At 66.3% G+C, this 26,720-nt stretch carries 32 protein-coding genes; 24 read left to right on the top strand and 8 right to left on the bottom strand.

Annotated elements, in window-relative coordinates:
* Positions 1-65 precede the first annotated feature (65 nt).
* The 9 genes from AC1DIX_RS05585 (at position 66) to AC1DIX_RS05545 (ending at position 9,758) form a co-directional block, all read left to right on the top strand.
* The gene (locus tag AC1DIX_RS05585; RefSeq protein WP_442121848.1) at positions 66-545 is read left to right on the top strand and encodes a MarR family winged helix-turn-helix transcriptional regulator; all 480 of its coding nucleotides are present in this window, start codon (positions 66-68) and stop codon (positions 543-545) included.
* Entirely contained in the window at positions 542-2,269 is a 1,728-nt protein-coding gene (locus tag AC1DIX_RS05580; RefSeq protein ID WP_477322621.1) for an MFS transporter, read from the top strand. Before AC1DIX_RS05585 ends, AC1DIX_RS05580 begins: the two co-directional genes overlap by 4 nt.
* A gap of 21 nt (positions 2,270-2,290) precedes the next feature.
* Positions 2,291-3,391, top strand: a complete 1,101-nt coding sequence (locus AC1DIX_RS05575; protein WP_477322619.1) for an HlyD family secretion protein — start codon at positions 2,291-2,293, stop codon at positions 3,389-3,391.
* Positions 3,392-3,399: 8 nt separating this feature from the next.
* Complete coding sequence (locus AC1DIX_RS05570; RefSeq protein WP_477322617.1) at positions 3,400-4,782, top strand: efflux transporter outer membrane subunit; 1,383 nt, start codon at positions 3,400-3,402, stop codon at positions 4,780-4,782.
* A gap of 28 nt (positions 4,783-4,810) precedes the next feature.
* Complete coding sequence (locus AC1DIX_RS05565) at positions 4,811-5,434, top strand: NADPH-dependent FMN reductase (protein WP_477322615.1); 624 nt, start codon at positions 4,811-4,813, stop codon at positions 5,432-5,434.
* 37 nt (positions 5,435-5,471) lie between these two features.
* Positions 5,472-6,092, top strand: coding sequence for a tRNA-uridine aminocarboxypropyltransferase (locus tag AC1DIX_RS05560; RefSeq protein WP_477322613.1), 621 nt, complete (start codon positions 5,472-5,474; stop codon positions 6,090-6,092).
* A 110-nt stretch (positions 6,093-6,202) separates the two neighbouring features.
* Positions 6,203-7,414: a PA0069 family radical SAM protein gene (locus AC1DIX_RS05555; RefSeq protein WP_477322611.1), complete on the top strand. Its 1,212-nt coding sequence runs from the start codon at positions 6,203-6,205 to the stop codon at positions 7,412-7,414.
* A gap of 62 nt (positions 7,415-7,476) precedes the next feature.
* Positions 7,477-8,031 (top strand): AAA family ATPase, encoded by a 555-nt coding sequence (locus tag AC1DIX_RS05550; RefSeq protein ID WP_477322609.1) that lies wholly within the window; start codon positions 7,477-7,479, stop codon positions 8,029-8,031.
* Between the two features lie 413 nt (positions 8,032-8,444).
* Positions 8,445-9,758 carry a GGDEF domain-containing protein gene (locus AC1DIX_RS05545; protein ID WP_477322606.1) on the top strand — a complete coding sequence of 438 codons (1,314 nt, stop codon included), beginning with the start codon at positions 8,445-8,447 and terminating at the stop codon, positions 9,756-9,758.
* Here AC1DIX_RS05545 and AC1DIX_RS05540 read toward each other — a convergent pair whose 3' ends face one another.
* From AC1DIX_RS05540 to AC1DIX_RS05530, 3 genes are read right to left on the bottom strand one after another with little or no spacing between them, the layout of a single operon-like run.
* Positions 9,759-10,298 (bottom strand): ankyrin repeat domain-containing protein, encoded by a 540-nt coding sequence (locus AC1DIX_RS05540; protein ID WP_477322604.1) that lies wholly within the window; start codon positions 10,296-10,298, stop codon positions 9,759-9,761. It lies immediately after the preceding gene.
* Between the two features lie 40 nt (positions 10,299-10,338).
* Positions 10,339-10,905 carry a gamma-glutamylcyclotransferase gene (locus AC1DIX_RS05535; protein WP_442121838.1) on the bottom strand — a complete coding sequence of 189 codons (567 nt, stop codon included), beginning with the start codon at positions 10,903-10,905 and terminating at the stop codon, positions 10,339-10,341.
* 16 nt (positions 10,906-10,921) lie between these two features.
* Positions 10,922-11,803: a LysR family transcriptional regulator gene (locus AC1DIX_RS05530; RefSeq protein WP_477322661.1), complete on the bottom strand. Its 882-nt coding sequence runs from the start codon at positions 11,801-11,803 to the stop codon at positions 10,922-10,924.
* A 113-nt stretch (positions 11,804-11,916) separates the two neighbouring features.
* On the opposite strand from AC1DIX_RS05530, the gene AC1DIX_RS05525 reads away from it, so the two are divergent.
* Positions 11,917-12,942 (top strand): fumarylacetoacetate hydrolase family protein, encoded by a 1,026-nt coding sequence (locus AC1DIX_RS05525; RefSeq protein WP_477322601.1) that lies wholly within the window; start codon positions 11,917-11,919, stop codon positions 12,940-12,942.
* Positions 12,939-13,583, top strand: a complete 645-nt coding sequence (gene maiA / locus AC1DIX_RS05520; protein WP_442121836.1) for a maleylacetoacetate isomerase — start codon at positions 12,939-12,941, stop codon at positions 13,581-13,583. The genes AC1DIX_RS05525 and maiA overlap by 4 nt, the downstream gene beginning before the upstream one ends.
* A 26-nt stretch (positions 13,584-13,609) precedes the next feature.
* On the opposite strand, the gene AC1DIX_RS05515 is transcribed toward maiA, so the two are convergent.
* Entirely contained in the window at positions 13,610-14,068 is a 459-nt protein-coding gene (locus AC1DIX_RS05515) for a CBS domain-containing protein (RefSeq protein ID WP_442121835.1), read from the bottom strand.
* Between the two features lie 130 nt (positions 14,069-14,198).
* Here AC1DIX_RS05515 and AC1DIX_RS05510 point away from each other — a divergent pair, with 130 nt between their 5' ends.
* From AC1DIX_RS05510 to AC1DIX_RS05455, 12 genes are all read left to right on the top strand, one after another.
* Positions 14,199-14,966 carry a uracil-DNA glycosylase family protein gene (locus AC1DIX_RS05510; RefSeq protein ID WP_477322599.1) on the top strand — a complete coding sequence of 256 codons (768 nt, stop codon included), beginning with the start codon at positions 14,199-14,201 and terminating at the stop codon, positions 14,964-14,966.
* A gap of 313 nt (positions 14,967-15,279) precedes the next feature.
* On the top strand, positions 15,280-15,786 hold the full coding sequence (iscR, locus tag AC1DIX_RS05505; RefSeq protein WP_442121833.1) for a Fe-S cluster assembly transcriptional regulator IscR: 507 nt from the start codon (positions 15,280-15,282) through the stop codon (positions 15,784-15,786).
* The gene (locus AC1DIX_RS05500; protein WP_477322597.1) at positions 15,786-17,042 is read left to right on the top strand and encodes an IscS subfamily cysteine desulfurase; all 1,257 of its coding nucleotides are present in this window, start codon (positions 15,786-15,788) and stop codon (positions 17,040-17,042) included. The genes iscR and AC1DIX_RS05500 overlap by 1 nt, the downstream gene beginning before the upstream one ends.
* Positions 17,043-17,072: 30 nt before the next feature.
* Complete coding sequence (iscU, locus tag AC1DIX_RS05495) at positions 17,073-17,465, top strand: Fe-S cluster assembly scaffold IscU (protein ID WP_060567023.1); 393 nt, start codon at positions 17,073-17,075, stop codon at positions 17,463-17,465.
* A 69-nt stretch (positions 17,466-17,534) separates the two neighbouring features.
* On the top strand, positions 17,535-17,858 hold the full coding sequence (gene iscA / locus AC1DIX_RS05490) for an iron-sulfur cluster assembly protein IscA (protein ID WP_442121831.1): 324 nt from the start codon (positions 17,535-17,537) through the stop codon (positions 17,856-17,858).
* Positions 17,859-17,874: 16 nt separating this feature from the next.
* Complete coding sequence (gene hscB / locus AC1DIX_RS05485; RefSeq protein WP_477322593.1) at positions 17,875-18,390, top strand: Fe-S protein assembly co-chaperone HscB; 516 nt, start codon at positions 17,875-17,877, stop codon at positions 18,388-18,390.
* A 79-nt stretch (positions 18,391-18,469) separates the two neighbouring features.
* On the top strand, positions 18,470-20,359 hold the full coding sequence (gene hscA, locus AC1DIX_RS05480; RefSeq protein WP_477322588.1) for a Fe-S protein assembly chaperone HscA: 1,890 nt from the start codon (positions 18,470-18,472) through the stop codon (positions 20,357-20,359).
* Positions 20,360-20,415: 56 nt separating this feature from the next.
* Positions 20,416-20,754 (top strand): ISC system 2Fe-2S type ferredoxin, encoded by a 339-nt coding sequence (gene fdx / locus AC1DIX_RS05475; protein WP_166858900.1) that lies wholly within the window; start codon positions 20,416-20,418, stop codon positions 20,752-20,754.
* 21 nt (positions 20,755-20,775) lie between these two features.
* A complete protein-coding gene (gene iscX / locus AC1DIX_RS05470; protein WP_477322584.1) occupies positions 20,776-20,970 on the top strand; it encodes a Fe-S cluster assembly protein IscX in 195 nt (64 codons plus the stop codon).
* Positions 20,957-21,895 (top strand): class I SAM-dependent methyltransferase, encoded by a 939-nt coding sequence (locus AC1DIX_RS05465; RefSeq protein ID WP_477322581.1) that lies wholly within the window; start codon positions 20,957-20,959, stop codon positions 21,893-21,895. Before iscX ends, AC1DIX_RS05465 begins: the two co-directional genes overlap by 14 nt.
* A 13-nt stretch (positions 21,896-21,908) precedes the next feature.
* Entirely contained in the window at positions 21,909-22,931 is a 1,023-nt protein-coding gene (ltaE, locus tag AC1DIX_RS05460; protein ID WP_477322579.1) for a low-specificity L-threonine aldolase, read from the top strand.
* Positions 22,928-23,629, top strand: a complete 702-nt coding sequence (locus tag AC1DIX_RS05455; protein ID WP_477322576.1) for an RNA pseudouridine synthase — start codon at positions 22,928-22,930, stop codon at positions 23,627-23,629. Before ltaE ends, AC1DIX_RS05455 begins: the two co-directional genes overlap by 4 nt.
* Here the strand turns inward: AC1DIX_RS05455 and AC1DIX_RS05450 are convergent.
* From AC1DIX_RS05450 to AC1DIX_RS05435, 4 genes are read right to left on the bottom strand one after another with little or no spacing between them, the layout of a single operon-like run.
* Complete coding sequence (locus tag AC1DIX_RS05450) at positions 23,626-24,165, bottom strand: RDD family protein (RefSeq protein WP_477322574.1); 540 nt, start codon at positions 24,163-24,165, stop codon at positions 23,626-23,628. The genes AC1DIX_RS05455 and AC1DIX_RS05450 overlap by 4 nt on opposite strands.
* Positions 24,166-24,187: 22 nt before the next feature.
* On the bottom strand, positions 24,188-24,970 hold the full coding sequence (locus AC1DIX_RS05445; RefSeq protein ID WP_477322572.1) for a DUF3106 domain-containing protein: 783 nt from the start codon (positions 24,968-24,970) through the stop codon (positions 24,188-24,190).
* Between the two features lie 12 nt (positions 24,971-24,982).
* Positions 24,983-25,402, bottom strand: a complete 420-nt coding sequence (locus tag AC1DIX_RS05440; protein ID WP_442121822.1) for a DUF3619 family protein — start codon at positions 25,400-25,402, stop codon at positions 24,983-24,985.
* Positions 25,399-25,968 carry an RNA polymerase sigma factor gene (locus AC1DIX_RS05435; RefSeq protein ID WP_442121821.1) on the bottom strand — a complete coding sequence of 190 codons (570 nt, stop codon included), beginning with the start codon at positions 25,966-25,968 and terminating at the stop codon, positions 25,399-25,401. The genes AC1DIX_RS05440 and AC1DIX_RS05435 overlap by 4 nt, the downstream gene beginning before the upstream one ends.
* 69 nt (positions 25,969-26,037) lie before the next feature.
* On the opposite strand from AC1DIX_RS05435, the gene AC1DIX_RS05430 reads away from it, so the two are divergent.
* Entirely contained in the window at positions 26,038-26,670 is a 633-nt protein-coding gene (locus AC1DIX_RS05430; RefSeq protein ID WP_477322570.1) for a glutathione S-transferase family protein, read from the top strand.
* Positions 26,671-26,720: the final 50 nt, after the last annotated feature.

Raw genomic sequence — 26,720 nt, 5'->3', positions numbered from 1 at the left:
TTTGTGTGTGGCCAGATTTGTCAGAACAGGCAGATAATTAGAATGTCCAACGATTGGGTGGCCCCATGGTTACTTTCGATGAACGGCTCAATGACCGCCTTGGCGAATTGTTCACCCAGGCCCTGCAAGGCGGTGGACGCGCATGGAACAAGGCGCTGGAACGCCAGTTGAAGCCTTACGGTCTGACGGTGGCCGGCTGGAGCGCCATCGCCGCGCTGGCGGAGCTTCGGCGTGGCGTCGGCGAGCATGAGGCACCAGGACCCTCGCAGACGGCCCTGGCGCAGCAGCTCGGCGTGGATGGCGCCACCCTCGTCACGACCATCGACCGCCTGACCGCCGCCGGCCTGATCGAGCGGGTCCCGAGCCAGCAGGACCGGCGGGTCAAGCTGGTCGTGCTCACGCAGGAGGGCCGGGAGATGGAGGACAAGCTCAGGGAGCACGCCGATGCCATGCGGCGCGAGGCACTGGCGCATCTCAATCCCGGTGAAGTGGCGATGGCCGTGAACGTGCTTGAGCAGTGGCAGCAGGTGCTGGAGAGTGCATGAGCGATAAATATGCGCCGCGCGAATGGCACCCGGACGAACGGCCGACCATGCCTGGCGGCCCATCCTTCCCCAGGCATTCCACGCCGCGCCGCATCGCCTATTTCCTGGTCGGCAGCCTGGTCAGCCTGACCGGCGGTCTCGGTAATGCGCTGGTGACGGTCAACCTGGTCAACCTGCAGGGCGCGCTGGGCGCCTTTGCCGCCGAGACCAACTGGCTGCCGACCGCCTATGTCATGACGAATGTCTCGATGAACCTGCTGCTGGTGAAGTTCCGCCAGCAGTTCGGCCTGCGCGCCTTCACCGAATTCTTCCTGGTGCTGTACGCGCTGGTGACCTTCGCCCACCTGTTCGTGAACGACCTCGGTTCGGCGATCGCGGTGCGGGCGGCGCACGGCATGGTGGGCGCCGCGCTGTCCACCCTGGGCCTGTACTACACCCTGCAGTCATTCAAGAAGGAGTGGCGGCCGCGCGGCATCATCATCTCGACCGGCATCTCGCAGCTGGCGCAGCCGATCGCCTACCTGTTCTCGACCCGGCTGCTGGAAGTGGCCGAATGGCGCGGCCTCTATTTGTTCGAGCTGGGCCTGACCCTGGTGACCCTGGGCGCCGTGCTGTGGCTCAAGCTGCCGCCGGGCGACCGCTTCCGGGCCTTCCGCCCGACCGACTTCCTCACCTTCGCGCTGTTCGCGCCCGGCATGGCGCTGCTGTGCGCGGTCCTGACTTTCGGCCGGGTGCTGTGGTGGACCCAGGAGCCCTGGGTCGGCGTGGCGCTGGCCGTGTCGGTGGTCCTGCTGCTGGCGGCCGTCGCCGTCGAGCACAACCGCAAGAATCCGTTGCTGAACCTGCGCTGGCTGACCAACGGCATGATCGCGCGCCTGTTCATCGCGATGGTGCTGGTGCGCGTGGTGCTGTCCGAGCAGAGCATCGGCGCGGTCGGCTTCCTGCGCATGGTCGGCCTGAACAACGACCAGCTGCAGACCCTGTTCCTGGTGGTGCTGGTCTGCACCCTGCTCGGCATCGCCATGTCGGCCCTGGTCTACAACCCCAGGCACCTGATGGCGCCCCAGGTGGTTGCCCTCCTGATCATGGCCATGGGGGCCTGGATCGACTCGCACGCGACCAGCCTGACACGCCCCGAAGAGATGTACGTCAGCCAGGGCCTGCTGGCCTTCGGCGGCGTGTTCTTCCTCGGGCCGCTGCTGCTCACCCTGCTGGGTACGGTGATCACGAATCCGGCCAACCTGATCACCTTCTCGGTGCTGTTCGGCCTGACCCAGAACCTCGGCGGCCTGCTCGGTTCCTCGCTGCTCGGCACCTGGCAGGTGATGCGCGAAAAATTCCACTCATCGAACCTGGCCGATGAGCTCAGCAGCCTCGACCCGCTGGTGGCGGCCCGCATCCAGCAGGGCGCGGCGGCCTATGGACGGGTGCTGGCCGATCCGTCCTCGCGCACGCGGCAGGGCATTGCGGTGCTGGGCCAGACCGCCACCCGCRAAGCCAACATCCTCGCCTACAACGACGTGTTCCTGGCGATCTCCATCCTCGCCGCGTTGCTGGCGGCCTGGATCTTCGGACGCGCGCTGTGGCTGACCTATGTGGCGCCGCCCGCCGCGGCGCCGGCGCCGCCGACGTCCGCCCCCGAGACGGTGACCGACTCGCCGATCGCCAACGCCGCCGGCGAACCGCCCGAGCCGACCGCCGACGGCACCATCCGCCCGACCTGATCCTTTGAATACGACGACATTATGGCCGAGACCACTACCAACGCTTCCCAGGACAAATCGAACCGCCACGTGATCGCCAGCGGCGCCGTATTCGCGCTGATCGCCCTGATCGGCGTCCTCATCGTCCTGTACGCCTGGGACCTGCCGCCCTTCCGCAGCACCATCCAGAGTACCGAGAACGCCACCGTGCGCGGGCAGGTGACCATCATCAGCCCGCAGCTGTCCGGCTACATCGTCGAGGTCGACGTCCAGGACTTCCAGCATGTGCGCCAGGGCCAGCTCCTGATGCGCATCGACGACCGCATCTACAACCAGCGCCTGGAGCAGGCGCGCGCCCAGCTGGCGACCCAGCGCGCGGCGCTCGCCAACTTCGCCCAGAGCCAGCAGAGCGCGCGCGCCACCATCTCCCAGAACCAGGCGGCGGTGGCGAATGCGGCGGCCCAGGCCCAGCGCGCCCAGGCCGACCTGCGCCGGGTCGAGGAACTGGCCGCCGACGGTTCGCTGTCGGCGCGCGAGCGCGACGCCGCCCGCGCCGCCCACGCCCAGGCGGTGGCGCAGACCGCGCAGTCGCGCGCCGCGCTCGAGATCTCGCGCCAGAGCCTCAAGACCGTGGACGTCAACCGCGCCTCGCTGGAAGCGGCGGTGGCCAACGCCGAGGCGGCCGTGCGCCTGGCCGAGATCGACCTCGCCAACACCCGCATCCTGGCGCCGCGCGACGGCCAGCTGGGCCAGGTGACGGTGCGCCTGGGCGCCTTCGTCAACGCCGGCGCCCAATTGACCGCCCTGGTGCCGCAGACCATGTGGGTGGTGGCCAACATGAAGGAAACGCAGATGGCCGACGTGCGCCTGGGCCAGCCTGTCAGCTTCACCGTCGACGCCCTCAACCACGCGAAGATGCGCGGCCACGTCGAGCAGATCTCGCCAGCCACCGGCTCCGAGTTCTCGGTGATCACGCCGGACAACGCGACCGGCAACTTCGTCAAGATCGCCCAGCGCATCCCGGTGCGGATCAGCATCGACCCCAACCAGGAACTGGCGGCGCGCCTGCGGCCGGGCATGTCGGTGGTGGCCAGCATCGATACCGCCGCCCCCGCCGCCGCGCCGAAAGGGCAGCAGCGATGAAGAGGGCCGTGCGCGCATCGTTCGCCTACGGCGCGGCCATGCTGCTGCTGGCCGGCTGCCGCATCCCGGTGCAGGACCGCCCGGGCTCCACGCTCGAGGTGCCGGCGGCCTGGCGCGCGCCCCTGCAGGTGGGGCCGAACGCCGCCGTCGAGCAGGAATGGTGGCGGGCCTTCGGCGATCCGGCGCTGGACGCCCTGGTGGCCCAGGCGCTGGCGCGCAACGGCGACATCCGCAGCGCGCGCTCGCGCCTGCAGGAATACCAGGCCCGCATCGGGATCGCGCGCTCGGCCCAGGAACCGAACCTGTCCGTCAGCGTGGGGCCGACCCGGGCGCGCAGCATCGGGCCCTTCGGTACGCCGATCGAATCGACCAGCATCACCGGTAATGTGCAGGCGGCCTACGAGATCGATCCCTGGGGCCGGCTGGAGGCCGCGACCCGGGCGGCGCGCTTCGATTACGCGGCCCAGCAGGCGGCGGCCGAGGCGACCGCGCTGTCGGTGGCGGCCAGCACCGCGTCCGGCTACCTGAACCTGCGCGGCCTGGACGCCCAGCTGGCGCTGGCGCGCCAGACCCTGGCCTCGCGCGAGCAGTCGCTGGCGCTGGCGAAGCGTCAGTTCGAGGTCGGCTACAGCTCGCGCCTGGAGCTGTCCCAGGCCGAGGCCGAGTACCGCGCCACGGCCGCCGTGGTGCCCCAGCTGGAACGCTCGATCACCCAGCAGGAGAATGCCCTGGCCCTGCTGGCCGGCGCCAATCCGGGACCGGTGGCGCGCGGCGCCGGCCTGGTCGGGCTGCGGGCGCCGGGCATCGCGCCGGGCCTGCCGTCCGAACTGCTGCGCCGCCGGCCCGACATCGCCCAGGCGGAAGCGGCCATCGCCGCCGCCGACGCCAGCCTGGCCGCCGCCCGCGACCAGATGCTGCCCTCGCTGCGCCTGACGGCATCGGTCGGCGGCTATGCGCACACGCTGCCCGACCTGCTGGGCGCCGGCACCACCTTGTGGAGCGTGGGCGGCAGCGTGCTGGCGCCGCTGTTCGACGCCGGCCGCCTGCGCGCCCAGGCCGAGATCTCGGCCTCGCTGCGCGACCGCGCCGTGTTCGCCTACAAATCGGTGGTGCGCAACGCCTTCGCCGAGACCGAGAATGCGCTGACGGCCGTGCAGCGCCTGCGCGAGCAGCTCGACCAGACCGAGGCGCGCCGGGTTGCCACCGCCGAGGCCCTGCGCATCGCCCACAACCGCTACCGCAACGGCTACTCCTCCTACCTGGAAGAGCTGGACGCCCAGCGCAACGCCTTCAGCGCCGAAACCGCCGTGCTGCAGCTGCGCGCCAGCTGGCTGGCGGCGCACGTGGACCTGTACCGGGCGCTGGGGGGAGGCTGGCGCGTGGCACCATGAATCACCAATCGCATGGATGGAGGGGAGCATGATCAATGTGGGAATCATCGTGGGCAGCACCCGCCCCGGACGCAAGGCGCCCGACGTGGCGCGCTGGGTGATGGAATGCGCGGCCGCGCGCGGCGACGCCGCCTTCGAACTGGTCGACATCGCGGACTTCGACCTGCCGCTGCTGGACGAGCCGGTGCCGCCGTCGATGGGCCAGTATTCGCAGCCGCATACGAAGGCCTGGGCGGCGAAGATCGCCGGGTTCGACGGCTTCGTGTTCGTCACGCCGGAGTACAACCATGGGACGTCCGGCGCGCTGAAGAACGCCATCGACTATCTGTACAAGGAGTGGAACAACAAGGCGGCCGGCTTCGTCGGCTACGGCAGCGCGGGCGGCGCGCGCGCGATCGAGAACCTGCGCCTGGTGATGGGCGAGCTGATGGTGGCCGACGTGCGCGCCCAGGTGATGCTGTCGCTGTTCACCGACTTCGAGAATTTCACCACCTTCAACCCGGCCGAACACCACGAGCGCGCGGTCGAGACCATGCTCGACCAGGTGGTGCGGTGGAGCGGGGCGCTCAAGCCCCTGCGCAAGGACGATCCCCCGGTGCCGGAGCCGGACAATATGCCGCCGCGCGGGGAGCGGGTGGGCGGCAGTTTTTGATGTTTCGTCCGCCGGGCGGAGAGTACAATCGCCGCCCATGACATCTTCAGCTTCCCGGCGCGCCACCTGCGCCGCCTGCCTGCGCGCGCGGAGCGCCTGCATCTGCGGCTTCGCGGTGCCGCTCGCCAGCCGTGTCGAGCTGCTGGTCCTGCAACATCCGCTCGAGGTGCATCACGCCAAGAACAGCGCGCGGCTGCTGCACCTGTCCCTGCCGTCGAGCCGGCTGCTGGTCGGCGAGGCGTTTGCCGCCGCCGAGCTGGACGCGGGCCTGCATGCGGACGGACGCAGGCCGCTGCTGTTGTACCCGCACACCCCCGGCGAAGCCGCGCTCGGCCTGCCGGCGCCGCCGCCGCTCGATCCTGCCGGCTTGGCGCAGCCGGAGGCGCTGCGCCTGGTGCTGCTCGACGCCACCTGGCGCAAGAGTCGCAAGATGCTCTACCTGAACCCTGCGCTGCAGTGCCTGCCGCGCCTGGCTCTGCAGGAACTGCCGCCTTCGGCTTATCGGATTCGCAAGGCCCATGCGCCGGACCAGCTGTCGTCGCTGGAAGCGGCCGTGCATGCGCTGTCCCGCCTCGAAAACCGGCCTGAACACTACACTTCGTTGCTCGACGGATTCGATCGGTTTGTGGAACAACAATCCCGTCTATTTCGCGCTTGAACCAACAATAAAGCAGGTGTACGATACTGTATATCCATACAGTACTCGGGAGCGCCATAGTGAATCGCCAACAAGCTTGGGCAGAAGACGTGGAATTGCAAGGCCAGGTCATGATCCCCCCGCGGCCGCTCACGCCGCACAAGGGCCGTGGCGCCGTGTCGAACCTCCAGGGCCGTTACGAAGTCCACGGCCGCGAGCGTTTCGACGACGGCTGGACGGTCCCGGGGCTGAAGGATGAAGGACCGGCCGCGCCGAAGACCATTGTCACGGATGAGTTTGCCAAAACCATCCTGACCCGCAATGCATCGCCGGACATTCCCTTCAATGTCTCGCTGAATCCCTACCGGGGATGCGAGCACGGCTGCATCTATTGCTTTGCACGTCCCTCGCACAGCTATCTCGGCCTGTCGCCCGGCCTCGACTTCGAAAGCCGCATCTTCGCCAAGGTGAATGCGGCCGACCTGCTGCGCCGCGAACTGGCCCGCCCCGGCTATGTGCCCGAAAGCATCGCCATCGGCGTCAACACGGATGCCTATCAGCCTTGCGAACGCGAACGCGGCATCACGCGCGAAGTGCTGCAGGTGCTGGCCGAGTGCAAGCACCCCTATGGCCTGATCACCAAGTCGGCGCTGATCGAGCGCGACATCGACCTGATCGCGCCGATGGCGGAGAAGGGCCTGGCGGCCGCCGCGATCACGCTCACGACCCTGGACGGCGAGATCGCGCGCACCCTCGAGCCGCGCGCGGCCGCGCCGGCACGCCGCCTGCGCGCGATCCGCACGCTCACCGAAGCCGGCATCCCGGTCAGCGTCAGCGTGGCGCCCATCATTCCCTTCATCACGGAACCGGAGATCGAGCGCATCCTCGAGGCCGCCAGGGACGCCGGCGCGGTCGGCGCGCACTACGTCGTGCTACGCATGCCGTGGGAAGTCAACCCGCTGTTTCATCAATGGTTGTACGCTCATTTTCCAGACCGGGCTCAACGCGTCCTGAATCGCATGAAAGATATGCGCGGCGGCAAGGAATACGATAGCGATTTCGGCAAGCGCATGACGGGCGAAGGCGTGTGGGCCGACCTGATCCGCCAGCRCTTCACCAAGGCGGTCAAGCGGCTCGGCATGGACGGCTTCAATGGCCGCTTCAGCAAGATGGACGGCACGCAGTTCCGCCGCCCGCTGGTGGTGCCCTCGGCCGCGGCCTGCCAGCGCCGCGACGAGGACGTCACCCAGCTCGACCTGTTCGGCGGCGTGCCGGCGGCCGAGGCGGGCGGCAAGCCGCAGGGCGGGAAGGCCAAGGCGAGCCCGCAGATGGACCTGTTTTGAGTTAGGATGGCGCCTCGCATCTTTCTGGGATGCAAGTAATTCATTACGATCACGGGATTCATATGGAAGAGCAGGGCAGCGCAGCAGGCCGGATCAGGCGGGTGGTGTTTGTCGGTGCGGAATCGACCGGCAAATCGACCTTGTGCGAATACCTGGCGCGCCAGTACGGCAGCGTGGCCGTGCCCGAGATCGGCCGCTACATCTGGGAAGACAAGGAAGGCCAGCTGGATGCCGGCGATTATGTCGACATCGCCCTGCGCCACCGCGAGGCCGAGGACGAGCAGATGCCCTACGCCAGGCGCTACCTGTTCGTCGACACGAATGCCCTGACTACCTTGCTGCTGGGCCTGGAATTCGGCCAGGTCGGCAAGCCGGTCCCGCCCGAGCTGCTGCGCTGCGCCGACGAATGCCGCGAGCGCTATGCGCATACCTTCGTCTGTGCCGACGACATCCCCTATGAGGAGCAGGCCGCGCGCGAGAACGAAGCCTGGCGCGGGCGCATCCACCAGCTCGTCCTGGAGGACCTGGAGGCGCGCGGCATTCCGTATACCCTGGTGAGCGGCAGCGTCGAGGAACGCGCGCTGCAGGTACGCCGGGTGATCGAGGGCGTGGTCTGACTGCGGGCCGCTGTAAACGAACAAATCCGCCCGAGGGCGGATTTGCTTTATTGGCGTGTCAACTTATTTCTTCACGCATTCCATACTTACGATGCCATCGCGAATTTCAACTTTGATGTTCCTGTTGACGCTGTTTCGAGCGTCATCCATGGACTGAATTGTGTTGTTCGCGGCTTCGCAGGAGTCCTTGGACGTGAACTCCTGCATAAAACGCCACCGTACACAACAGGACGATAGCTATCCTGAATGCCAAGCTTGCGTGATCGCATCAGGCACGAGGACCAAGCAGAGTGTTGTTGCACCGTCATTCGGAATGCATATTTGATAAAAAAAGTTTCCCTTTTTATACAATTTTTCTCAGGATCCTTGTATGTTTGTGTTGCTGATGCATTCCGATACACAGACCAGGTCCCATGCCAAGCAACGTCCCGCTCTACAAATACCGTGCGCTGTTGTTGTCGCAGAGTTTCTTCATCAAGGACAACGCTGCCGAGTTGCGGCTCCACGCCCACAAATATGACTTCGACATGGCTTTCTTCAGCGAAGTCAGCGAGTTCGTGGCGGCGGTGGAGGGCGATGCCGGCAACGGCCTGTTCGTGATCGATCTCGATGCCCTGCACAATATGCAGGCCGACATGCAGGACAGCCGCAAGACCCTGATGCTGGGCGAGCTGCTGCAGCGCCTGCCGCCGGGGCGCGAATACGTCTACCTGCAGAGCTCGCGCCAGGGCGGGCGCTACCTGCTGCAGCAGAAACTGGTCGACTCCCACTGCCTGGCCTATGCCGAAAAGCCGATCGCCAACGACGTACTGGTCGACAAGCTGTTCAATCTCTTCGTCCAGCAAAAGCGCGGCGAGCTGGTACGCCTGCTCCACCTGGGAGAAGCCGGCGGATTCGACGACGATTGCCTGCGCCAGGCGCGCATCGAGCTGATCCCGCACGACCAGGCCCAGACCCTGCACCTGCGGGTGCGCGAGCTGCAGCCCGACCTGGTGCTGATCAGCGATGCCGAGTTCGCGCGCACCGATTCCCTGGCGCGCGTACTCAAGAAAAACATCGAAGCCGACCCGGTGCGCGAGATCGTGCTGCTGCAGCGCCAGCCGGACGCCGCCCTGATGCAGCGCGCCCTGGCGAACGGCTTCGACGCGGTGCTGCCGGCCGGCGACCCCGGCCTGCTGTGCGCCCAGCTGGTCAACCGGGCCAGCAAGATCCGCATCAGCAAGGACCTGATTGCCAAGGACCGCGCGACCGGCCTGCTGAACAAGGTCGGCCTGCAGAAGAAGGCCCAGGAACTGATCCGCCAGGCGGCGCGCGAGGAGTGTCCGCTGGCCTTCGGCGTGATCGACATCGACAAGTTCAAGACCATCAACGATAGCTGGGGCCATTATTTTGGCGACATCGTCATCAAGCGCCTGGCGGTCTGCCTGGCATCCCACCTGGGCGAGCGCGACCTGCTCAGCCGTTTCGGCGGCGAGGAATTCGTGATCGTGTTCTGGGATTGCACACTGGAGCGCGGCTGGCACCGGCTGAATGCGATGCGCCAGGCCTTCGGTCTGCTGCCTTTCGAAGTGCGTTCGGGCGACGTGCGGCGCTTTTCCTTCAGCGGCGGGATGGCCGCCTATCCGGCCTGCCAGACGGAGAACGCGCTGTTCCTGCGCGCGGACGCCATGCTGTACGAGGCCAAGCAGGGCGGGCGTGATCGTATCTGTCCGATGCCTTCGGCCTGATTATCTTTCATTGGTGCTTGCGGCCATCAGCTCCATGGTGTCGGCGGCCCCCATCCTGCGCGCCGCGTCGAGCATGGAATTGCCGTCGGCATCCAGCCGGAAGGGATCGGCGCCGCGCGCCAGCAGCAGCCGGGCGATGTCGGCGCGGTTGAACATGGCGGCGAACATCAGCGCCGTCTTGCCGTTCGGGCCGGCGGCGTCAACCTGGGCGCCATGGCCGAGCAGCAGGGTGGCGATCCGCAGATCTCCCTTGAAAGCGGCGCCGTGCAGCGGGGCCTGGCCGGCATCGTTCATGAGGTCCGGATCGGCGCCGTGGTCCAGCAGGACTTTCGCGGCATCGTGGTGGCCGTGGTAGCAGGCCAGCATCAAGAGGCTGTCGCCGCGTTCGTTGCGCAGGTTCGGCGGCAGGCCCTGGCCCAGCAGGGTGGCGAGTTCCGCGGCCTCGCCTGCGCGGGCGAAGCCGAATACCCGGCGCACGAAGGCGAGGGTGTCCTCGTCGAGTTCGTCGCTTGACGGCGGCCGTGTCGGTGCTGGTTGCATGCGGCGATTAGACCACAGGCGCCGGAATCGGGGCGCAGGATCAGCCGTGGAACGCTACCAGGTGGCGCTCGATCTCGAACACGTGTTCGTCGGGCTTGCCCAGTTCGCGCAGGGCCCTGGCCAGCTCCAGCAGGTACTCGCTGTTCGGTCCGCTCGGTCCGCGGGCGCCGGCGATCTGGCGCGCGATCTCGCGCTCGCTGGCCGGACCCAGGTAGGCCGCGTTCTCGTGGGTGGCGATGTAGACCAGGCCCTCGGCCGAGCCGCCGTCCTCGAAATGGATGTCGGTGGCGAGGCGCAGGTAGCCGTTCTTTTCGCGGTAGTCGAGGTGGGCGAATTCCTCGGGCGTGACCAGGTAGGCCATGCCGTGGCAGAGCGCGCCGGCTTCCGGCACCAGGGTCACCACGCGCCCGGGCGCCGTCTCGGTGCCGCGGTGGTCGTGCGAGCCTTGCCAGAAGCGCCTGGTCCAGCCGGCGATGTGGGCCGGACGGCGTTCGAGGAAGGGGAAGTCGGCCTTGAAGATCAGGGAGCCGTAGCCGAACAGCCACACCTTGGCGTGGCTGTCGAAGCGCTTCATGGTCCGGTTGATGTCGATGGTGTTATGGGACATCCCGCCATTCTAGCGCTTACCGGGGCAAGCCCTTGCCGACGTAATCGAGGAAGAAGGCGACGAAGGCCTCGGCCGCCGGCGACAGCGAGCGCTGTCCGCGTGTATAGATGAAGAAGCGGCGTGTCAGCACCGGCTCGGCCAGCGGCCGGGTCAGCAGGCCGTGGCGCCGCACCAGGGCCGACGCATAAGGCATGCAGATCGTCACGCCGAGGCCGGCCGCCACCATCGCCAGCGCGGTCGTCATGAAGGTCACCTCGTGCTCGGGTTTCAGGGTCGCTTCGCGCAGGGACCCGCCCATGTCGGCCAGCAGGCGCTCGGTGAACTGGCCGCGCAGCGAGATGAAGGGGTGGCCGGCCAGGTCGTTCCAGGTCAGCTGCCCGCGGCTCTCGAGCGGATGGCCGGGCGGCAGCACGGCTTCGAAAGGCATCTCGAGCAGCGGCCGCGCTTCGAGTTCCGGGGTGTCGTCGCGCTCGGGACCGATGCCGCAGTCGACCTCGCCGGACAGCACCCGCGCGCCGACCTGCTCGACCCCGCTGTCGGCCAGGCTGACCTTGATTTCGGGGTGGCGCACTCGCCAGGCGGCGATGGCCTGGGGCAACAGGGTACATGCCATCAGCTGGGGCGCCGCGACTCGGACGATACCCTTCCTGAGTTGTGTATGATCCGCAACGTTAGCAAGCGCACGGTCGAGATCGTCGATCATCTGGCTGAATAGGGGGTAGAGCTCCTTGCCCATTTCCGTCAGTGCGATTCGACGCGTACTGCGATCAATCACCCTCGCGCCAAGTGTTTGTTCTAGTTCTTTGATCAAACCGGACAAAGCTGACTGTGTCACGTGCATGTATTGAGCAGCAAGCGTAAAGTTACCAGTCTTGGCCACAGCGACGAAGGCGCGCATCTGGCGCAGGGTGGGATTCATCAGATAGTCCGATAAATAGGCTGAAAAATATTGTTTGTATGATAGTACGTTTTCATTTTTAATTACGGCAATATTTGTCGCTGAGGAATCTCATGAAATTTGCCACTCTGAAAACCGGCGGCCGCGACGGCACTCTCGTCGTCGTCAGCCGTGACCTCGTCACCTGCCAGGCCGTCCCCGGCATCGCGCCCACCCTGCAGGCCGCGCTGGACGACTGGGACCGCGTCGCGCCGCAACTGCAGCGGGTGTACCAAGAGCTGAACGAGGGCACGGCCCAGGACGCCGTCTCCTTCCTGGAAGAGGAATGCGCCTCGCCGCTGCCGCGCGCCTACCAGTGGGCCGACGGCTCGGCCTACATCAACCACGTCGAGCTGGTGCGCAAGGCCCGCGGCGCCGAGGTGCCGCCGTCCTTCTACAACGATCCGCTGATGTACCAGGGCGGTTCGGATTCCTTCGTCGGCCCCTGCGACCCGATCGCGGTGCTGTCCGAGGACTGGGGCGTCGACCTGGAAGCGGAAGTGGCGGTCGTCACCGGCGACGTGCCGATGGGTGCGAGCCCGGAACAGGCTGCGCAGGCGATCCGCCTGGTGATGCTGGTGAACGACGTCTCGCTGCGCAACCTGATCCCGAAGGAGCTGGAGAAGGGCTTCGGCTTCTTCCAGTCGAAGCCGGCCAGCGCCTTCTCGCCGGTGGCCGTGACGCCGGACGAGCTGGGCGAGGCCTGGCGCGACAGCAAGCTCTGCCTGCCGCTGCTGGTGACCCTGAACGGCCAGCCCTTCGGCCGCCCGAACGCGGGCGAGGACATGACCTTCAGCTTCGCCCAGCTGGTCGCGCATGCCGCCAGGACGCGCGAGCTGGCGGCCGGCAGCATCATCGGCTCCGGCACGGTGTCGAACAAGCAGGGCGGCCTGCACGGCTCGAGCATCGCCAACGGCGGCGTCGGCTACTGCTGCCTGGCCGAGCTGCGCATGTATGAAACGATCGAACAGGGCGCGCCCCAGACGCCGTTCCTGCGCTACGGCGACACGGTCCGCATCGAAATGCAGGATGCGGCCGGCGCGAGCATTTTCGGGGCGATCGACCAGGAGGTCGCCCACTATCACGGGAGGAAGGAATGAAGCTCTATACCTATTTTCGCAGCTCGGCCGCCTACAGGGTGCGTATCGCGCTGAATCTGAAGGGGCTCCAGTACGATGCTATCCCGGTGCATCTGCTGCGCGGCGGCGGCGAACAGCTGCAGGAGCAGTACCGCGCCATCAATCCGAGCGGCCTGGTGCCGGCTTTTCAGGACGACTACATCACGCTGACGCAATCGATGGCCATCCTCGAGTACCTCGAAGATGCCCATCCGAAGATGCCGATCATGCCGAAGGACGCCACCGAGCGCGCCCGCGTGCGCGAGCTGGCCCAGATCATCGCCTGCGACATCCATCCCGTGAACAACCTGCGCGTGCTGCGCTACCTGGTGCACGATCTCGGCGTGACGGAAGAGAAGAAGGCGGAGTGGTACCGTCACTGGCTGGTCGGCGGCCTCGAGGTGCTCGAAAAGCACCTGGCGCGCGACCCCAGCGCCGGTCCGCTGTGCCATGGCCACAAGCCGACCATCGCCGACTGCTTCCTGGTGCCGCAGGTCTTCAATGCGCAGCGCCACGGTATCGACGTCTCGATCTATCCGAACATCTCGCGCATCAACGCGCTGTGCGTGCAGATTCCCGCCTTCGTGGCGGCGCATCCTTCGAACCAGCCGGACGCGGAGTAATCCCGCGCCGGCCGGCGATTGACGGCTCAGTGCCGGGTCTGCGATCCGGCCGTCGAGCGGTCCGGTCTCGACGGCTTCGATACCTCTTCCAGGGCGTGGTCGACGCCGGCCGAGTGCTTGGTCGCCATATCCCCCAACGACACGATCCCGACCACCTCATGCGAGGCCTGGTCGACCACCGGCACGCGGCGGATCTGCACGTCGCCCATCTGGCCGAGCACTTCGTCGACGGTCTGGTGCGGCGAGCAGGTGCGCACGTCGGTGCTCATCACGTCGCCGACGCGGGTGCTGCCCGGCGCCTGGCCGGCGGCGGTGGCGCGCACGGTGATGTCGCGGTCGGTGATCATGCCGACCAGCTTCTGGCCGTCGAGCACCGGGATCGAACCGACGTTCAGTTCATCCATCATCTGGGCGGCGCGCTGTATCGTTTCCTGCGGCGAGATGCTTTGCACGTCGCGGGTCATCACATCCTGGATCGTTTGCATGGGGGGCTCCCTGGGTTGCGAAATGCTGCCGATGATGCACCGATTTGCGAAACCCGGACGCCAGGTTGACGCGCGGAACGGCCCGTAAAAAGCTACAATCTGAGCCCTTTTCAGCTTGCCGTGCCCAGCCATGCCGAATACCGCGATCCCCGCGCCCATCCTCGATGCCCTCGACCTTGCCGACCCCTCGTGGCGGCCGCACCTGGAAGCCGGCCTGCGCGCCATGATGGCGCTCGACCCGGCCTATCTGCCGGCGCTCGCCGCCGACGACTACCTGCCGACCGGCGGGCGGCTGTTCGCGGCCTTTTCCCTGCCGCTGGCGCAGGTGCGCTACGTGCTGGTGGGCGAGGGACCGTACCCGCGCCCCGAGAGCGCGACCGGCGTGTGCTTCATGGACGGCGCGGTGGGCGAGCTGTGGTCGGACACGGGCCTGTCGAAGCCGGTCAACCGCGCGACCTCGCTGCGCAACTTCATGAAGATGCTGCTGGTGGCCGACGGCCAGCTGAGCATGGCCGACACCGGCGGCGCGGCCCTGGCGCCGATCGCCAAAGCGGCCCGCGAAGGCGCTTTCATCCAGACGCTGCCGGCGCTGCAGGACAAGTTGGTCGCGCGGGGCTTCCTGCTGCTGAACGCTTCGCTGGTATTCCGCAAGCACGTCGCCCCGGTGGTCGACGCCCGCGCCTGGCTACCGTTCCAGCGCGCCGTCTTCGCCGCGCTCGGGCAGTGCGAGCCGAAGCCGACCCTGGTCCTGTGGGGCAAGATCGCCGAGCAACTGAAGAAAGTACCGGAAACCGAAGGCTTCCCCCAGATCCACGCCGAACACCCCTACAACCTGAGCTTCATCGGCCACGAAGGCATGCACAAGCTGTTCGGCCCGATGCAACTGCTGCGTCCCTAATTCGGGGTCAGAGCACTTTTTCGATCAAATGTTCTCTGGAACCGTCATTGCGCGATTGCGCCGGTATCGGCGCGGAAGTGCCGGGGACACGGGGGGYGATTGCCGGTGAGCTTTTGTCGGGAAAAGTGCTCTGACCCCGAATTTTGGGAGTGTGGTGGTTTTGGGGCCGCCAAGACAAAGGCTGCCGAATGCGCTATACTTGACTAATTCAATCAACTAATCAGGTTTTATTCTTGCTAATGCGGGAAAGGAACTTGAGGCGTTGAAGAGAAGCAAGATTTTAACACTGTTTGGATACCAACCCGGGGTTGTGATGCGTCTGACCACCAAAGGCCGTTTTGCTGTTACCGCGATGATCGATCTTGCCCTGCGCCAGGGCAATGGTCCCGTCACGCTGTCGGGCATCAGCCAGCGCCAGGCCATTTCGCTGTCCTATCTGGAGCAGCTGTTCGGCAAGCTGCGCCGGCACGAGATCGTCGAGTCGGTGCGCGGCCCGGGCGGCGGCTACAGCCTGGCGCGCAGCGCCGACAAGGTGACCGTGGCCGACATCATCATCGCCGTCGACGAGCCGCTCGATGCGACCCAGTGCGGCGGCAAGGAAAACTGCCACGGCGCCGATGCCGCCAGCGGCACGCGCTGCATGACCCATGAACTCTGGGCCACGCTGAACGCGAAGATGGTCGATTACCTCGATTCGGTCACCCTGCATGACCTGGTCGAGCAGCAGAAACAAAAAGAATCGAAGGAACAGAACGTGGTGGTGATGCACCGCCACGCGTCGCCGGACAACACCGAAGCAAAGCATATTGGAGTGAACTGATGAACGCGCCCCTGGACAAAAAAATCGAGCAGAGCTTCCAGACTGCACCGCATTTCCCGATCTACATGGACTATTCGGCGACCACGCCGATCGATCCACGCGTCGCCGACGCCATGATTCCCTTCCTGCGCGAGCAGTTCGGCAATCCGGCCTCGCGCAGCCACGCCTACGGCTGGAGCGCCGAGGCGGCGGTCGAGGAAGCGCGCGCCAATGTCGCCGCCCTGGTCGGCGCCGATCCGCGCGAGATCRTSTGGACSTCGGGYGCRACCGARTCGAACAACCTGGCCMTSAAGGGYGCCGCSAACTTCTATAAAACGAAGGGCAAGCACATCATCACCGTGAAGACCGAGCACAAGTCGGTGCTCGACACCGTGCGCGAACTGGAGCGCGTCGGCTTCGAGGCGACCTACCTGGAGCCGCAGGACAACGGCCTGGTCTCGCTGGAACAGCTGGAAGCGGCGATCCGCCCGGACACCATCCTGGTCTCCGTCATGCTGGTGAATAACGAGATCGGCGTGATCCAGCCGATCAAGGAAATCGGCGAACTGTGCCGCAAGAAGGGCGTGATCTTCCACTGCGACGCCGCCCAGGCCACCGGCAAGGTCCACATCAACCTGGAAGACCTGAAGGTCGACCTGATGACCTTCACCGCGCACAAGACCTACGGCCCGAAAGGCGTGGGCGCCCTGTATGTCCGTCGCAAGCCGCGCGTGCGCCTGGAAGCGCAGATGCACGGCGGCGGCCACGAGCGCGGCCTGCGTTCGGGCACCCTGCCGACCCACCAGATCGTGGGTATGGGCGAAGCCTTCCGCATCGCCAAGGAAGAGATGGATGCGGAGATCGTGAAAGTGAAGGCGCTGCGCGACCGCCTGGCCAAGGGCCTGATGGAGATCGAAGAGGTCTACATCAACGGCGACATGGAACACCGCGTGCCGCACAACCTGAACGTCTCGTTCAACTTCGTCGAAGGCGAGTCGCTGATCATGGCGGTCAAGGATCTCGCCGTGTCGTCGGGTTCGGCCTGCACCTCGGCCTCGCTGGAGCCGTCCTACGTGCTGCGCGCCCTGGGCCGCAGCGACGAACTGGCGCACAGCTCGATCCGCTTCACCATCGGCCGCTTCACGACCGAGGAAGACATCGACTTCGCGGTCAACCTGCTGAAGTCGAAAGTCGGCAAGCTGCGCGAACTGTCGCCGCTGTGGGAAATGCACAAGGACGGGATCGACCTGAATTCGATCCAATGGGCCGCACACTAATCACCGCATACGAATACAAGGAGCACTGACATGGCATATTCCGACAAAGTCCTCGACCACTACGAAAACCCGCGCAACGTCGGCTCGTTCGACAAGAACTCCGACGACGTCGGCACCGGCATGGTCGGCGCCCCGGCCTGCGGCGACGTGATGAAGCTGCAGATCAAGGTCAACGAAGCCGGCGTGATCGAAGACGCGAAGTTCAAGACCTACGGCTGCGGTTCGGCGATCGCTTCGAGCTCGCTGGTGACCGAATGGGTGAAGGGCAAGTCGCTGGACGAGGCGCTGTCCATCAAGAACACCCAGATCGCCGAAGAACTGGCGCTGCCGCCGGTGAAGATCCACTGCTCGATCCTGGCAGAGGATGCGATCAAGGCCGCCGTGGCCGATTACAAGCACAAGCACGCTACCGAACAGGCGTAAATCCGTAGGGTGGGCGCGCCGTGCCCACCCTGCCGAAGCAGCAAACGTAATTCAAGCTGGAGAATACTGATGGCAATCACCCTGACCGAAAAAGCCGCGAAGCACATCAACCGTTACCTCGAACGCCGGGGCAAGGGTGTCGGCTTGCGTTTCGGTGTGCGCACGACCGGCTGCTCCGGCCTGGCCTACAAGCTGGAGTACGTCGACGAGCCGGCGGACGAAGACAATATCTTCGAATCGCACGGCGTGAGGGTCTTCGTCGATCCGAAGAGCCTGCCCTATATCGACGGCACCGAACTGGACTTCGCGCGCGAAGGCCTGAACGAAGGCTTCCGCTTCAACAACCCGAACGTCAAGGACAACTGCGGCTGCGGCGAATCCTTCCGCATCTGAGGCAAGCAGACCCRCGATGCAGAACCACTTCGAGCTGTTCCAACTCCCGGCCAGGTTCGACGTCGACATGGACGCCCTGGATGCGGCCTACCGCGAAATCCAGGGCCGGGTCCACCCGGACCGATTCGTCAACGCCAGCGACGCCGAGAAGCGCGTCGCGATGCAGTGGGCGACCCGCGCCAACGAGGCCTACCAGACCCTGCGCAAGCCGATGCTGCGCGCGCGCTACCTGTGCGAGCTGAACGGCGTCGACCTGCAGACCGAGTCCAACACGGCGATGCCGATGGACTTCCTGATGCAGCAGATGGAACTGCGCGAGGCCCTCGGCGATGCGAGAGCAAGCAAGGATGCCGAGGCGCTGGACGAACTGGACGCCCAGGTACGCAGCGAGAAGAAGAGCCGGCTGGCCCAGGTCGGCAAGCTGCTCGACGCCGGCGACTACGGCCAGGCCGCGCAGGGCGTGCGCGCGCTGATGTTCCTCGATAAATTCGCCGACGAATTGCATTACGCGTTCGAAGCGCTCGAATCATAACGTGGGCACGAAGCGCCACACCAAGTGGCCCGGCAGGCCAGCGCAGCGCGGTACATAAAAACAAACAGGTAACACGACCATGGCACTACTGCAGATTTCCGAACCCGGCATGTCGACCGCACCGCACCAGCATCGGCTGGCGGTGGGCATCGACCTGGGCACCACCAACTCCCTCGTCGCGACCGTCCGCTCCAGCATTCCCGAAGTGCTGAGCGACGAAGACGGCCGCGCGCTGCTGCCATCGATCGTTCGCTACCTGCCGAACGGCCACGCCAACATCGGCTACAAAGCGATGGCGGCCCGCACCACCGATCCGAAGAACACCATCGTCTCCGTGAAGCGCTTCATGGGCCGCGGCCTGAAGGACATCGCGCACGTCGAGAACCTGCCGTATGACTTCGTCGATGCTCCTGGTATGGTGCAGGTCAAGACCGTGGCCGGCGTGAAAAGCCCGGTGGAAGTCTCGGCACAGATCCTGGCGACCCTGCGCCAGACCGCCGAAGACGCCCTCGGCGACGAACTGGTCGGCGCCGTGATCACCGTGCCGGCCTACTTCGACGACGCCCAGCGCCAGGCGACCAAGGATGCGGCCCAGCTGGCCGGCCTGAACGTGCTGCGCCTGCTGTCCGAGCCGACCGCGGCCGCCATCGCCTATGGCCTGGACCACGGCAAGGAAGGCGTGTTCGCGGTCTACGACCTGGGCGGCGGCACCTTCGACATCTCGATCCTCAAGCTCTCGAAAGGCGTGTTCGAAGTGCTGTCGACCGGCGGCGATTCGGCCCTGGGCGGCGACGATTTCGACCAGCGCCTGTTCTGCCACATCACCCAGCAGGCCGGACTCGCGCCGCTGTCCGACGAAGACACGGCGACCCTGATGGTCAAGGCGCGCCAGGCCAAGGAACTGTTGTCGACCAACGAAGAGACGACTGTCGAGGCGATCCTGAAGTCGGGCGAGATCGTGCAGGTACTGGTGAGCGCCAGGACCTTTGCCGAGATCACCCAGCCGCTGATCGCCAAGACCATGAACGCGGTGCGCAAGGCCATGCGCGATGCGAACGTCAGCGTCGAAGACGTCGACGGCGTCGTGATGGTGGGCGGCGCGACCCGCATGCCGCACGTGCGCCGCGCGGTGGGCGACTTCTTCAAGACCATCCCGCACGCGAACATCGACCCGGACAAGGTGGTGGCGCTGGGCGCCGCGATCCAGGCCAATCTGCTGGCCGGCAACCGCGCGGCGGGCGACGACTGGCTGCTGCTGGACGTGATCCCGCTGTCGCTGGGCATCGAGACCATGGGCGGCCTGGTCGAGAAGATCATCCCGCGCAACTCGACGATTCCCTGCGCCCGCGCCCAGGAGTTCACGACCTTCAAGGACGGCCAGACGGCCCTCGCCGTGCACGTGGTGCAGGGCGAGCGCGAGCTGGTGCCGGATACCCGTTCGCTGGCGCGCTTCGAGCTGCGCGGCATTCCGCCGATGGCGGCCGGCGCGGCGCGCATCCGCGTGACCTACCAGGTCGATGCGGACGGCCTGCTGTCGGTGTCGGCGCGCGAGACCCGCTCGGGCGTCGAGGCGCACATCACCGTCAAGCCGTCCTACGGCCTGGGTGACGACGAAGTCGCGCGCATGCTGCAGGATTCGTACAACTCGGCGCAAGTCGACATGGTGGCGCGCGCGCTGCGCGAAGAACAGGTCGAGGCCGAGCGCATCCTGCTGGCCACGCAGTCGGCGCTGGACGCCGACGCCGACCTGCTGAACGACGAGGAACGCGCCGCGGTGGCGACCCTGGAGCAGGGCGTGCGCGACGCGCTGGCCCGCTCGGCCGACGAGGCGCTCGGCGTGGACGAGCGCCAGCACAAGCTGCACGACGCCGTACAGGCGCTGGCCCACGGCACCGAGGAATTCGCGGCGCGGCGCATGGACAAGAGTGTGCGCAAGGTGCTGGCCGGTAAATCGCTGGATCAGGTGTGATGGATCGTGGGCACCCCGTGCCCACGTCAAGCAATAAAACAAACGAGGTAAAAGAAGTGCCACAAATCGTCATCCTCCCCCATCCCGTCTTCTGCCCCGAAGGCGCCGTGCTCGAAGGCCAGAGCGGCAAGTCGATCTGCGACACGCTGCTCGAAAACGACATCGAGATCGAGCACGCCTGCGACCGCGTGTGCGCCTGCACCACCTGCCACGTGATCGTGCGCGAAGGCTTCGACTCGCTGAACGAGCAGGAAGAAAAGGAAGAGGACATGCTGGACAAGGCCTGGGGCCTGGAGCCGAACTCGCGCCTGTCCTGCCAGGCCATCATCGCCGATGAGGACCTGGTGGTCGAGATCCCGAAATACACGATCAATCACGCCGCAGAGAATCACTGATCGCCTGAACTGGAGATTGCCATGAAGTGGACCGACGTCACCGCCATCGCCGAGGCCTTGTACGAGACCTACCCGGACGTCGACCCGCGCACGGTGCGCTTCGTGGATCTGCACAACTGGGTCGTCGGGCTGGAAGGCTTCGACGACGACCGCGCGCGCGGCGGCGAGCGCGTGCTGGAAGCCATACAAACGGCCTGGATAGATGAAGCAAGCTAAAAAAGAAGGCGCCCCGAAGAAGCCGGCGCCGGCCGCGCAGTCGGTTTATGAACTCCTCCCCGAGGTCAAGCCCGGGCAGTCGATCGAGCTGCTCAAGGAGCTGCACATCCTCACTCGCGACGGCAAGCTGAATCAGGACAGCCGCCGCAAGCTCAAGCAGGTCTACCACCTGGTCCAGTTCATCGAGCCGCTGGTCGGCGACGTACTGGAAAAGCAGGGCGCTCAGTTGGATGGCAAGCACGGCGTGAGCCTGGTCGACCATGGCGCCGGCAAATCCTACCTCGGCTTCATCCTGTACGACCTTCTCTTTAAAAACAAGGCGGCGGGCGAGGGCGGCCACATCTACGGCATCGAAACCCGCGAAGAGCTGGTGCAGAAATCGACCGAGCTGGCGGCGAGACTCCAGTTCGAGGGCATGTCCTTCCTGAACCTGTCGGTGGCCGAGTCGACCGACTCGAGCAAGCTGCCCGCGGCCATCGACGTGGTCACCGCGCTGCACGCCTGTAATACCGCGACCGACGACGCGATCGACTTCGCCTTGAAGAAGAAGGCGAAGCACATCGTGCTGGTGCCCTGCTGCCAGGCCGAAGTGGCATCCGTGCTGCGCAAGAACAAGGGCAAGGACCTGGGCCGCAGCGCGCTGACCGAGATCTGGCGCCACCCGATCCACACCCGCGAATTCGGCAGCCAGATCACCAACGTGCTGCGCTGCCTGCAGCTGGAGGCGCACGGCTACCAGGTGACGGTGACGGAACTGGTGGGCTGGGAGCACTCGATGAAGAACGAGCTGATCGTCGCCACGTATAAAAACCTGCCGCGCAAGCGGCCCGCCGAGCGCCTGCAGCAGGTGCTGGCCGAAGTGGGCCTGGAAGAGATGGCCCAGCGCTTCTATACCGGCGAACCCGCCGTCTCCACCAACGACTGATAGCCAGAGACTCATGAGCGACCGACACGAACACTGGATCGACCTGCGCAGCGACACCGTCACCCAACCATCCAGCGCGATGCGGGCCGCAATGGCTGCCGCCGCCGTCGGCGACGACGTGTATGCCGACGACCCGACCGTCAACCGCCTGCAGGACTTCGCGGCCGAGCTGTTCGGCTACGAGGCCGGCCTGTTCGCGGCCTCCGGCACCCAGACCAACCTGATCGCGCTGATGACCCACTGCGGCCGCGGCGACGAATACCTGGTCGGCCAGGAAGCGCACACCTACAAGTACGAAGGCGGCGGCGCCGCGGTGCTGGGCAGTATCCAGCCGCAGCCGATCGCCAACCAGCCGGACGGTTCGATCGCCTTGTCCGACATCGCGGCCTACATCAAGCCGGACGACATGCACTTTGCGCGCACGCGCCTGCTGGCGCTCGAGAACACCATCGGCGGCCGCGTGCTGCCCCAGGATTACGTGCTCGCCGCAACCAGGCTGGCCCACGACAAGGGCCTGGCCACCCACCTGGACGGCGCCCGCGTCTGCAACGCCGCCGTCAAGAACGGCATCAGCCTGCGCGCAGCCGTCGAAGGCTTCGACACCGTCTCGGTCTGCCTGTCGAAGGGACTCGGCGCGCCGGTCGGTTCGGTGCTGCTGGGCCCCAAGACCTTCATCGAGCAGGGCAAGCGCTGGCGCAAGATGCTGGGCGGCGGCATGCGCCAGGCCGGCGTGATCGCCGCCGCGGGCCAGTACGCGCTCGAGCACAACGTCGAGCGCCTGGCGGACGACCACCAGAATGCCGCCGACCTCTCGAGCGGCCTGGCCGGGATCGAACAGCTGCGTGTCACCACGCCGCAAACCAATATCTTCTACGTCGAGATTCCGGAAGCCGCCGTGGCCGGGCTGCGCGAGCACCTGGCCAGGCAAGGCATCCGCGCCTCGATCGGCACCCACACTCGCCTGGTGACCCACCTGGACATCAGCAAAGAGGACGTGCAAAAGACCATCGCCGCGTTCAAGGACTACTTCCAATGACCGAAGACGGCATCCGCCTCGCCAAGCGCGTGGCCGAAATCCTTCCCTGCTCGCGCGGGGAAGCCGAGCGCTACATCGCCGGCGGCTGGGTCAGCGTCGACGGTGAAACGGTCGACGACCCGGCCACGCGCGTGACGCCCGCCCAGCAGGTCGTGCTGCTGCCGGGCGCGACGCCGGTCGAGCCGCCGCCGGTCACCATCCTGCTGCACAAGCCGGCCGGCCTGCACGGCAAGGCGGCGCTCGATTCCCTGCAGCTGGACACCGTGTTCGACGCCGGGAAGGGCCAGCGGGTGCTCAAGCGCCACCTCACCAAGCTGACGCCGGCGATGCCGCTGGAAGCCATGGCGAGCGGCCTGGTCGTGTTCAGCCAGGACTGGCGCGTGCTGCGCAAGCTGGGCGAGGACGGCGACCGCATCGAGCAGGAATACGTGGCCGAGGTCACCGGCGCCATCGCCGAGGATGGCCTGGCGCGCCTGAACCGGGGCGGCCGCCCGAACGCGCCGATCAAGGCCAGCTGGCAGAGCGAGGCGCGGCTGCGCTTCGCCGGCAAGGGCATCGTCCCGGGCCAGATCGAGGCGTTGTGCGGGGAAGTCGGCCTGCAGGTGACGGCCCTGCGCCGCCTGCGCATCGGCCGCGTGGCGCTCAGCAGCCTGCCGCTGGGGCAGTGGCGTTACCTCAAGGATAGCGAGAAGTTTTAAGCGCCCGCGGCCTGGGCCGCATCGGCGGCCGGCTTGGCGTTCGCTTTCGGCAGCTGCACCAGGCGGGTGCCGGCCAGGCGGTCGTGCAGGAACTGGCGGTCCTTGTCGAGGAAGGCCGTGAGGCCCCAGGCGACGACGCCGACGGCGATCGCGGCCGAGATTTCGGTCTTGCCGTGCAGGCCGAAGGCGGCGCAGACCATCAGCGCCGGCAGGAACCAGCCCCAGGCCAGCAGGTAGCGCAGCACGGCTGTGCGCAGCGGCACGCGGGCCTGGCCGTCGCTGGTGAGGCGCAGGCGCCAGGTCTTCATCGCCAGCGTATGGCCGCTGTCGGTCCAGCACCAGACGAAGTAGGCGCCGGTCACCAGGAAAAGGAAGAGCTTGAGGCCGTGCTGGGCCAGCGGCGCGTGGCTGTTGCGCGTGACGAGCAGGTAGAGGGCGACGGCCAGCATCTCGACGGCCAGCAGGAGGAAGGTCTCGTAGACCATGACGATCAGGCGGCGCTTGACGGTCGGGGTGCTGCTGGCGGTGTCGCTCATCGGATCGGGCTCGAAGCTGGACTCAGGCGTTGTTCGGAGTAATGCCCCAGTTGGCCGGCACCGGCTTTTCCTGCTGGGGCGGATTGACCGGCTGGGCGGGCTGGGCCGGTTGCGGCGTCGCCGGCGCGGGCACCGGCTGCAGCGGCGTCGCCGGCACCGCCACGCAGGGCGGGGTCGCGGACACGTTGTTCTTGACGGTCCCGGCAGGACAGGAGGTCGCGCCCTGGCCGAGCGGCGCCACGGCCTTGCCGCTGGTCTGGCTCGGCACCACCGAGGTCGACTTGCGGCCGGCGGCCGAGGCGGCCAGTTTCTTCTTCTGGTCGTCGGGCAGTTGCTGGTAGCTTTCCCAGCTCGCGGTTTTCTGTTCCGGCGCGATCTTGCGCGCACGCGCATAGGTTTCGCGCGCCAGTTCGCGCTGGGCGGGCGTGAGCTTGGCCCATTCGCGCATGCGATCATGTACGCGCTGCTGTTCTTCCGGTTTCATGCTGGCAAAGCGGTTGGCCAGCTGCAGCCATTTCTGCTTGCGCACGCCGTCCATCTGGTCCCATTCTCCCTGCAGCGGCTGCAATGCCACCTGCTGGGCCGGGGTCAGCGAGCGCCACAGCGGCTTGTCGCCGGTCTTGCGGGCGTTGACAGTCCCGGGCTTGGCGGGATGGGCGGTGGCATCGGCGGCGGCGCCAGCAGGCGTGGCGTTGCCCGCGTCCGGCGTGCCGAACAGTTCGTGCTGATGGCTGAACAGCAGCACGATGGCGGCGAATGCGGCGGCGGCGCCGGCGGCAGCGACTTTACCCTTGTTTGCCGTCATCAAAGCTGGGCCTTACTGTGCGCGTTGCGGCGCTTGCTGCTGTTGCTGGGCCAGGTAGGCGTTGAAGCCGTGGTCGGTGTAGGCGGTGAGCGGCAGGTCGTCGGACAGCACGGCGGCGTCCAGGTCCGCCAGCTCGGCCACGCGCTGCTCGCGCTCGACGTGGTAGACGCCGACCATGCCGGCAACCATCGCCAGCAGCGGGGCGACCACGGCGGCGCGCGCCACCCATTGCATCGAGAACAGCGAGCGGACATCGAACAGCGGACGCTTCTGCTGGCCGCGAACCGGCGCCTGCGCGTCGGCCTTCTTGCGCGACAGGGCAAGGGCGCGTGCAGCCGCCAGCCGATCGGTGGTCGAGGCCGGCAGGTTATCGAGGTTCTCGTTCAGCGCATGGCGGATTTTGTACGCCAGGTTGATGTCGTCGGTGTTCATAGTTTAATTCCCTTGGCCCCCAGGGCTTTCTGCAGGGCATGCGTGGCGCGAGAACAATGTGTCTTTACACTGCCCTCGGAGCACCCCATCGCTTCGGCCGTTTCGGCCACGTCCATGTCCTGCCAGTAACGCATGAGGAAGGCTTCCCGTTGACGCGCCGGGAGCTTTTGTATCTCCTCGTCGATCAGGCGCAGGGTTTCGGCGCGTTCGACCTGGTCCGCGCTCGACTCGGCGGCGGCGGTCCCTTCCTCGGCCTCGTAAGAGGCGAGTATATCAAAGTCTTCATCGTCCTCATCCCGCCGCCCGAGGCTTCCGAACAGACTGATCCAGGTGTTGCGGACCTTCTCGCGGCGGAAATAATCGAGGATGGTGTTCTGCAGGATGCGCTGGAACAGCATCGGCAGTTCGGCCAGCGGCTTGTCGCCGTATTTTTCGGCCAGCTTGATCATGGCGTCCTGAACGATGTCCAGCGCTGCCTCGTCCTTGCGGACCGCGTACGCAGCCTGCTTGAAGGCGCGCCGCTCGACACTCTCGAGGAAGTCGTTTAGTTCTTTGTCAGTGGCCATGCGATGAAGGGTCGGAAAACCTTCGAATGCTAGCAAAAATTACGGCTGAGCGCACTGTAAAATAGAAGAATGAACACATTGCGCGTCCTGGGAAAGGCAAGCTCGATCAATGTTCGCAAGGTCTTGTGGACCTGCGCCGAACTGGATCTTCCATTCATCCGCGAAGACTGGGGCAGCGGTTTCCAGTCCACCCAGCAGGCGGAATTCCTCGCCATGAACCCGAATGCCATGGTGCCAGTGATCGTCGATGCGGACCTGGTCCTGTGGGAATCGAACACGATCTGCCGCTACCTGGCCGGGCGTTACGGCAAGAACGAGTCGCTGCTGCCTGCGGAACCAGCCGCGCGGGCCAGGGTCGAGCAGTGGATGGATTGGCAGGCGACCGATCTCAACAACGCCTGGCGCTACGCCTTCATGGCCCTGGTGCGCAACAGCCCGGCCCACGCCGATGCGGCCCAGGTCGAGGCCAGCGTGGCGCAATGGCACTGGCACATGGGCATCCTCGAGCGCCAGCTCGACAAGACCGGCGCTTTTGCCGCCGGCCCGGAATTCACGCTGGCCGACGTGGTGCTGGGGCTGTCCACCAACCGCTGGCTGATGACGCCGATGGCACGTCCCGATTATCCGGCCATCGAAGCGTATGTGGCGCGCCTGCGCGAGCGGGCGGGATGCCGCGAGTTCGGCATGAACGGGGTTGCCTGACCCCGGACGGCCCGTGGATACGCTTGGGCAGGATCGTCAGGGAGACGCAA

The organism is Massilia sp. 05N420 (genome assembly GCF_056397205.1).
This window is presented reverse-complemented; position numbering and strand designations above follow the sequence as displayed.

Coding starts and splice junctions, on each gene's coding strand:
- AC1DIX_RS05585 (WP_442121848.1), top strand. CDS start 66: ATGGTTACTTTCGATGAACGGCTCAATGACCGCCTTGGCGAATTGTTC.
- AC1DIX_RS05575 (WP_477322619.1), top strand. CDS start 2,291: ATGGCCGAGACCACTACCAACGCTTCCCAGGACAAATCGAACCGCCAC.
- AC1DIX_RS05565 (WP_477322615.1), top strand. CDS start 4,811: ATGATCAATGTGGGAATCATCGTGGGCAGCACCCGCCCCGGACGCAAG.
- AC1DIX_RS05560 (WP_477322613.1), top strand. CDS start 5,472: ATGACATCTTCAGCTTCCCGGCGCGCCACCTGCGCCGCCTGCCTGCGC.
- AC1DIX_RS05550 (WP_477322609.1), top strand. CDS start 7,477: ATGGAAGAGCAGGGCAGCGCAGCAGGCCGGATCAGGCGGGTGGTGTTT.
- AC1DIX_RS05545 (WP_477322606.1), top strand. CDS start 8,445: ATGCCAAGCAACGTCCCGCTCTACAAATACCGTGCGCTGTTGTTGTCG.
- AC1DIX_RS05540 (WP_477322604.1), bottom strand. CDS start 10,298: ATGCAACCAGCACCGACACGGCCGCCGTCAAGCGACGAACTCGACGAG.
- AC1DIX_RS05535 (WP_442121838.1), bottom strand. CDS start 10,905: ATGTCCCATAACACCATCGACATCAACCGGACCATGAAGCGCTTCGAC.
- AC1DIX_RS05530 (WP_477322661.1), bottom strand. CDS start 11,803: ATGCGCGCCTTCGTCGCTGTGGCCAAGACTGGTAACTTTACGCTTGCT.
- AC1DIX_RS05525 (WP_477322601.1), top strand. CDS start 11,917: ATGAAATTTGCCACTCTGAAAACCGGCGGCCGCGACGGCACTCTCGTC.
- maiA (WP_442121836.1), top strand. CDS start 12,939: ATGAAGCTCTATACCTATTTTCGCAGCTCGGCCGCCTACAGGGTGCGT.
- AC1DIX_RS05515 (WP_442121835.1), bottom strand. CDS start 14,068: ATGCAAACGATCCAGGATGTGATGACCCGCGACGTGCAAAGCATCTCG.
- AC1DIX_RS05510 (WP_477322599.1), top strand. CDS start 14,199: ATGCCGAATACCGCGATCCCCGCGCCCATCCTCGATGCCCTCGACCTT.
- iscR (WP_442121833.1), top strand. CDS start 15,280: ATGCGTCTGACCACCAAAGGCCGTTTTGCTGTTACCGCGATGATCGAT.
- iscU (WP_060567023.1), top strand. CDS start 17,073: ATGGCATATTCCGACAAAGTCCTCGACCACTACGAAAACCCGCGCAAC.
- iscA (WP_442121831.1), top strand. CDS start 17,535: ATGGCAATCACCCTGACCGAAAAAGCCGCGAAGCACATCAACCGTTAC.
- hscB (WP_477322593.1), top strand. CDS start 17,875: ATGCAGAACCACTTCGAGCTGTTCCAACTCCCGGCCAGGTTCGACGTC.
- hscA (WP_477322588.1), top strand. CDS start 18,470: ATGGCACTACTGCAGATTTCCGAACCCGGCATGTCGACCGCACCGCAC.
- iscX (WP_477322584.1), top strand. CDS start 20,776: ATGAAGTGGACCGACGTCACCGCCATCGCCGAGGCCTTGTACGAGACC.
- AC1DIX_RS05465 (WP_477322581.1), top strand. CDS start 20,957: ATGAAGCAAGCTAAAAAAGAAGGCGCCCCGAAGAAGCCGGCGCCGGCC.
- ltaE (WP_477322579.1), top strand. CDS start 21,909: ATGAGCGACCGACACGAACACTGGATCGACCTGCGCAGCGACACCGTC.
- AC1DIX_RS05455 (WP_477322576.1), top strand. CDS start 22,928: ATGACCGAAGACGGCATCCGCCTCGCCAAGCGCGTGGCCGAAATCCTT.
- AC1DIX_RS05450 (WP_477322574.1), bottom strand. CDS start 24,165: ATGAGCGACACCGCCAGCAGCACCCCGACCGTCAAGCGCCGCCTGATC.
- AC1DIX_RS05445 (WP_477322572.1), bottom strand. CDS start 24,970: ATGACGGCAAACAAGGGTAAAGTCGCTGCCGCCGGCGCCGCCGCCGCA.
- AC1DIX_RS05440 (WP_442121822.1), bottom strand. CDS start 25,402: ATGAACACCGACGACATCAACCTGGCGTACAAAATCCGCCATGCGCTG.
- AC1DIX_RS05435 (WP_442121821.1), bottom strand. CDS start 25,968: ATGGCCACTGACAAAGAACTAAACGACTTCCTCGAGAGTGTCGAGCGG.
- AC1DIX_RS05430 (WP_477322570.1), top strand. CDS start 26,038: ATGAACACATTGCGCGTCCTGGGAAAGGCAAGCTCGATCAATGTTCGC.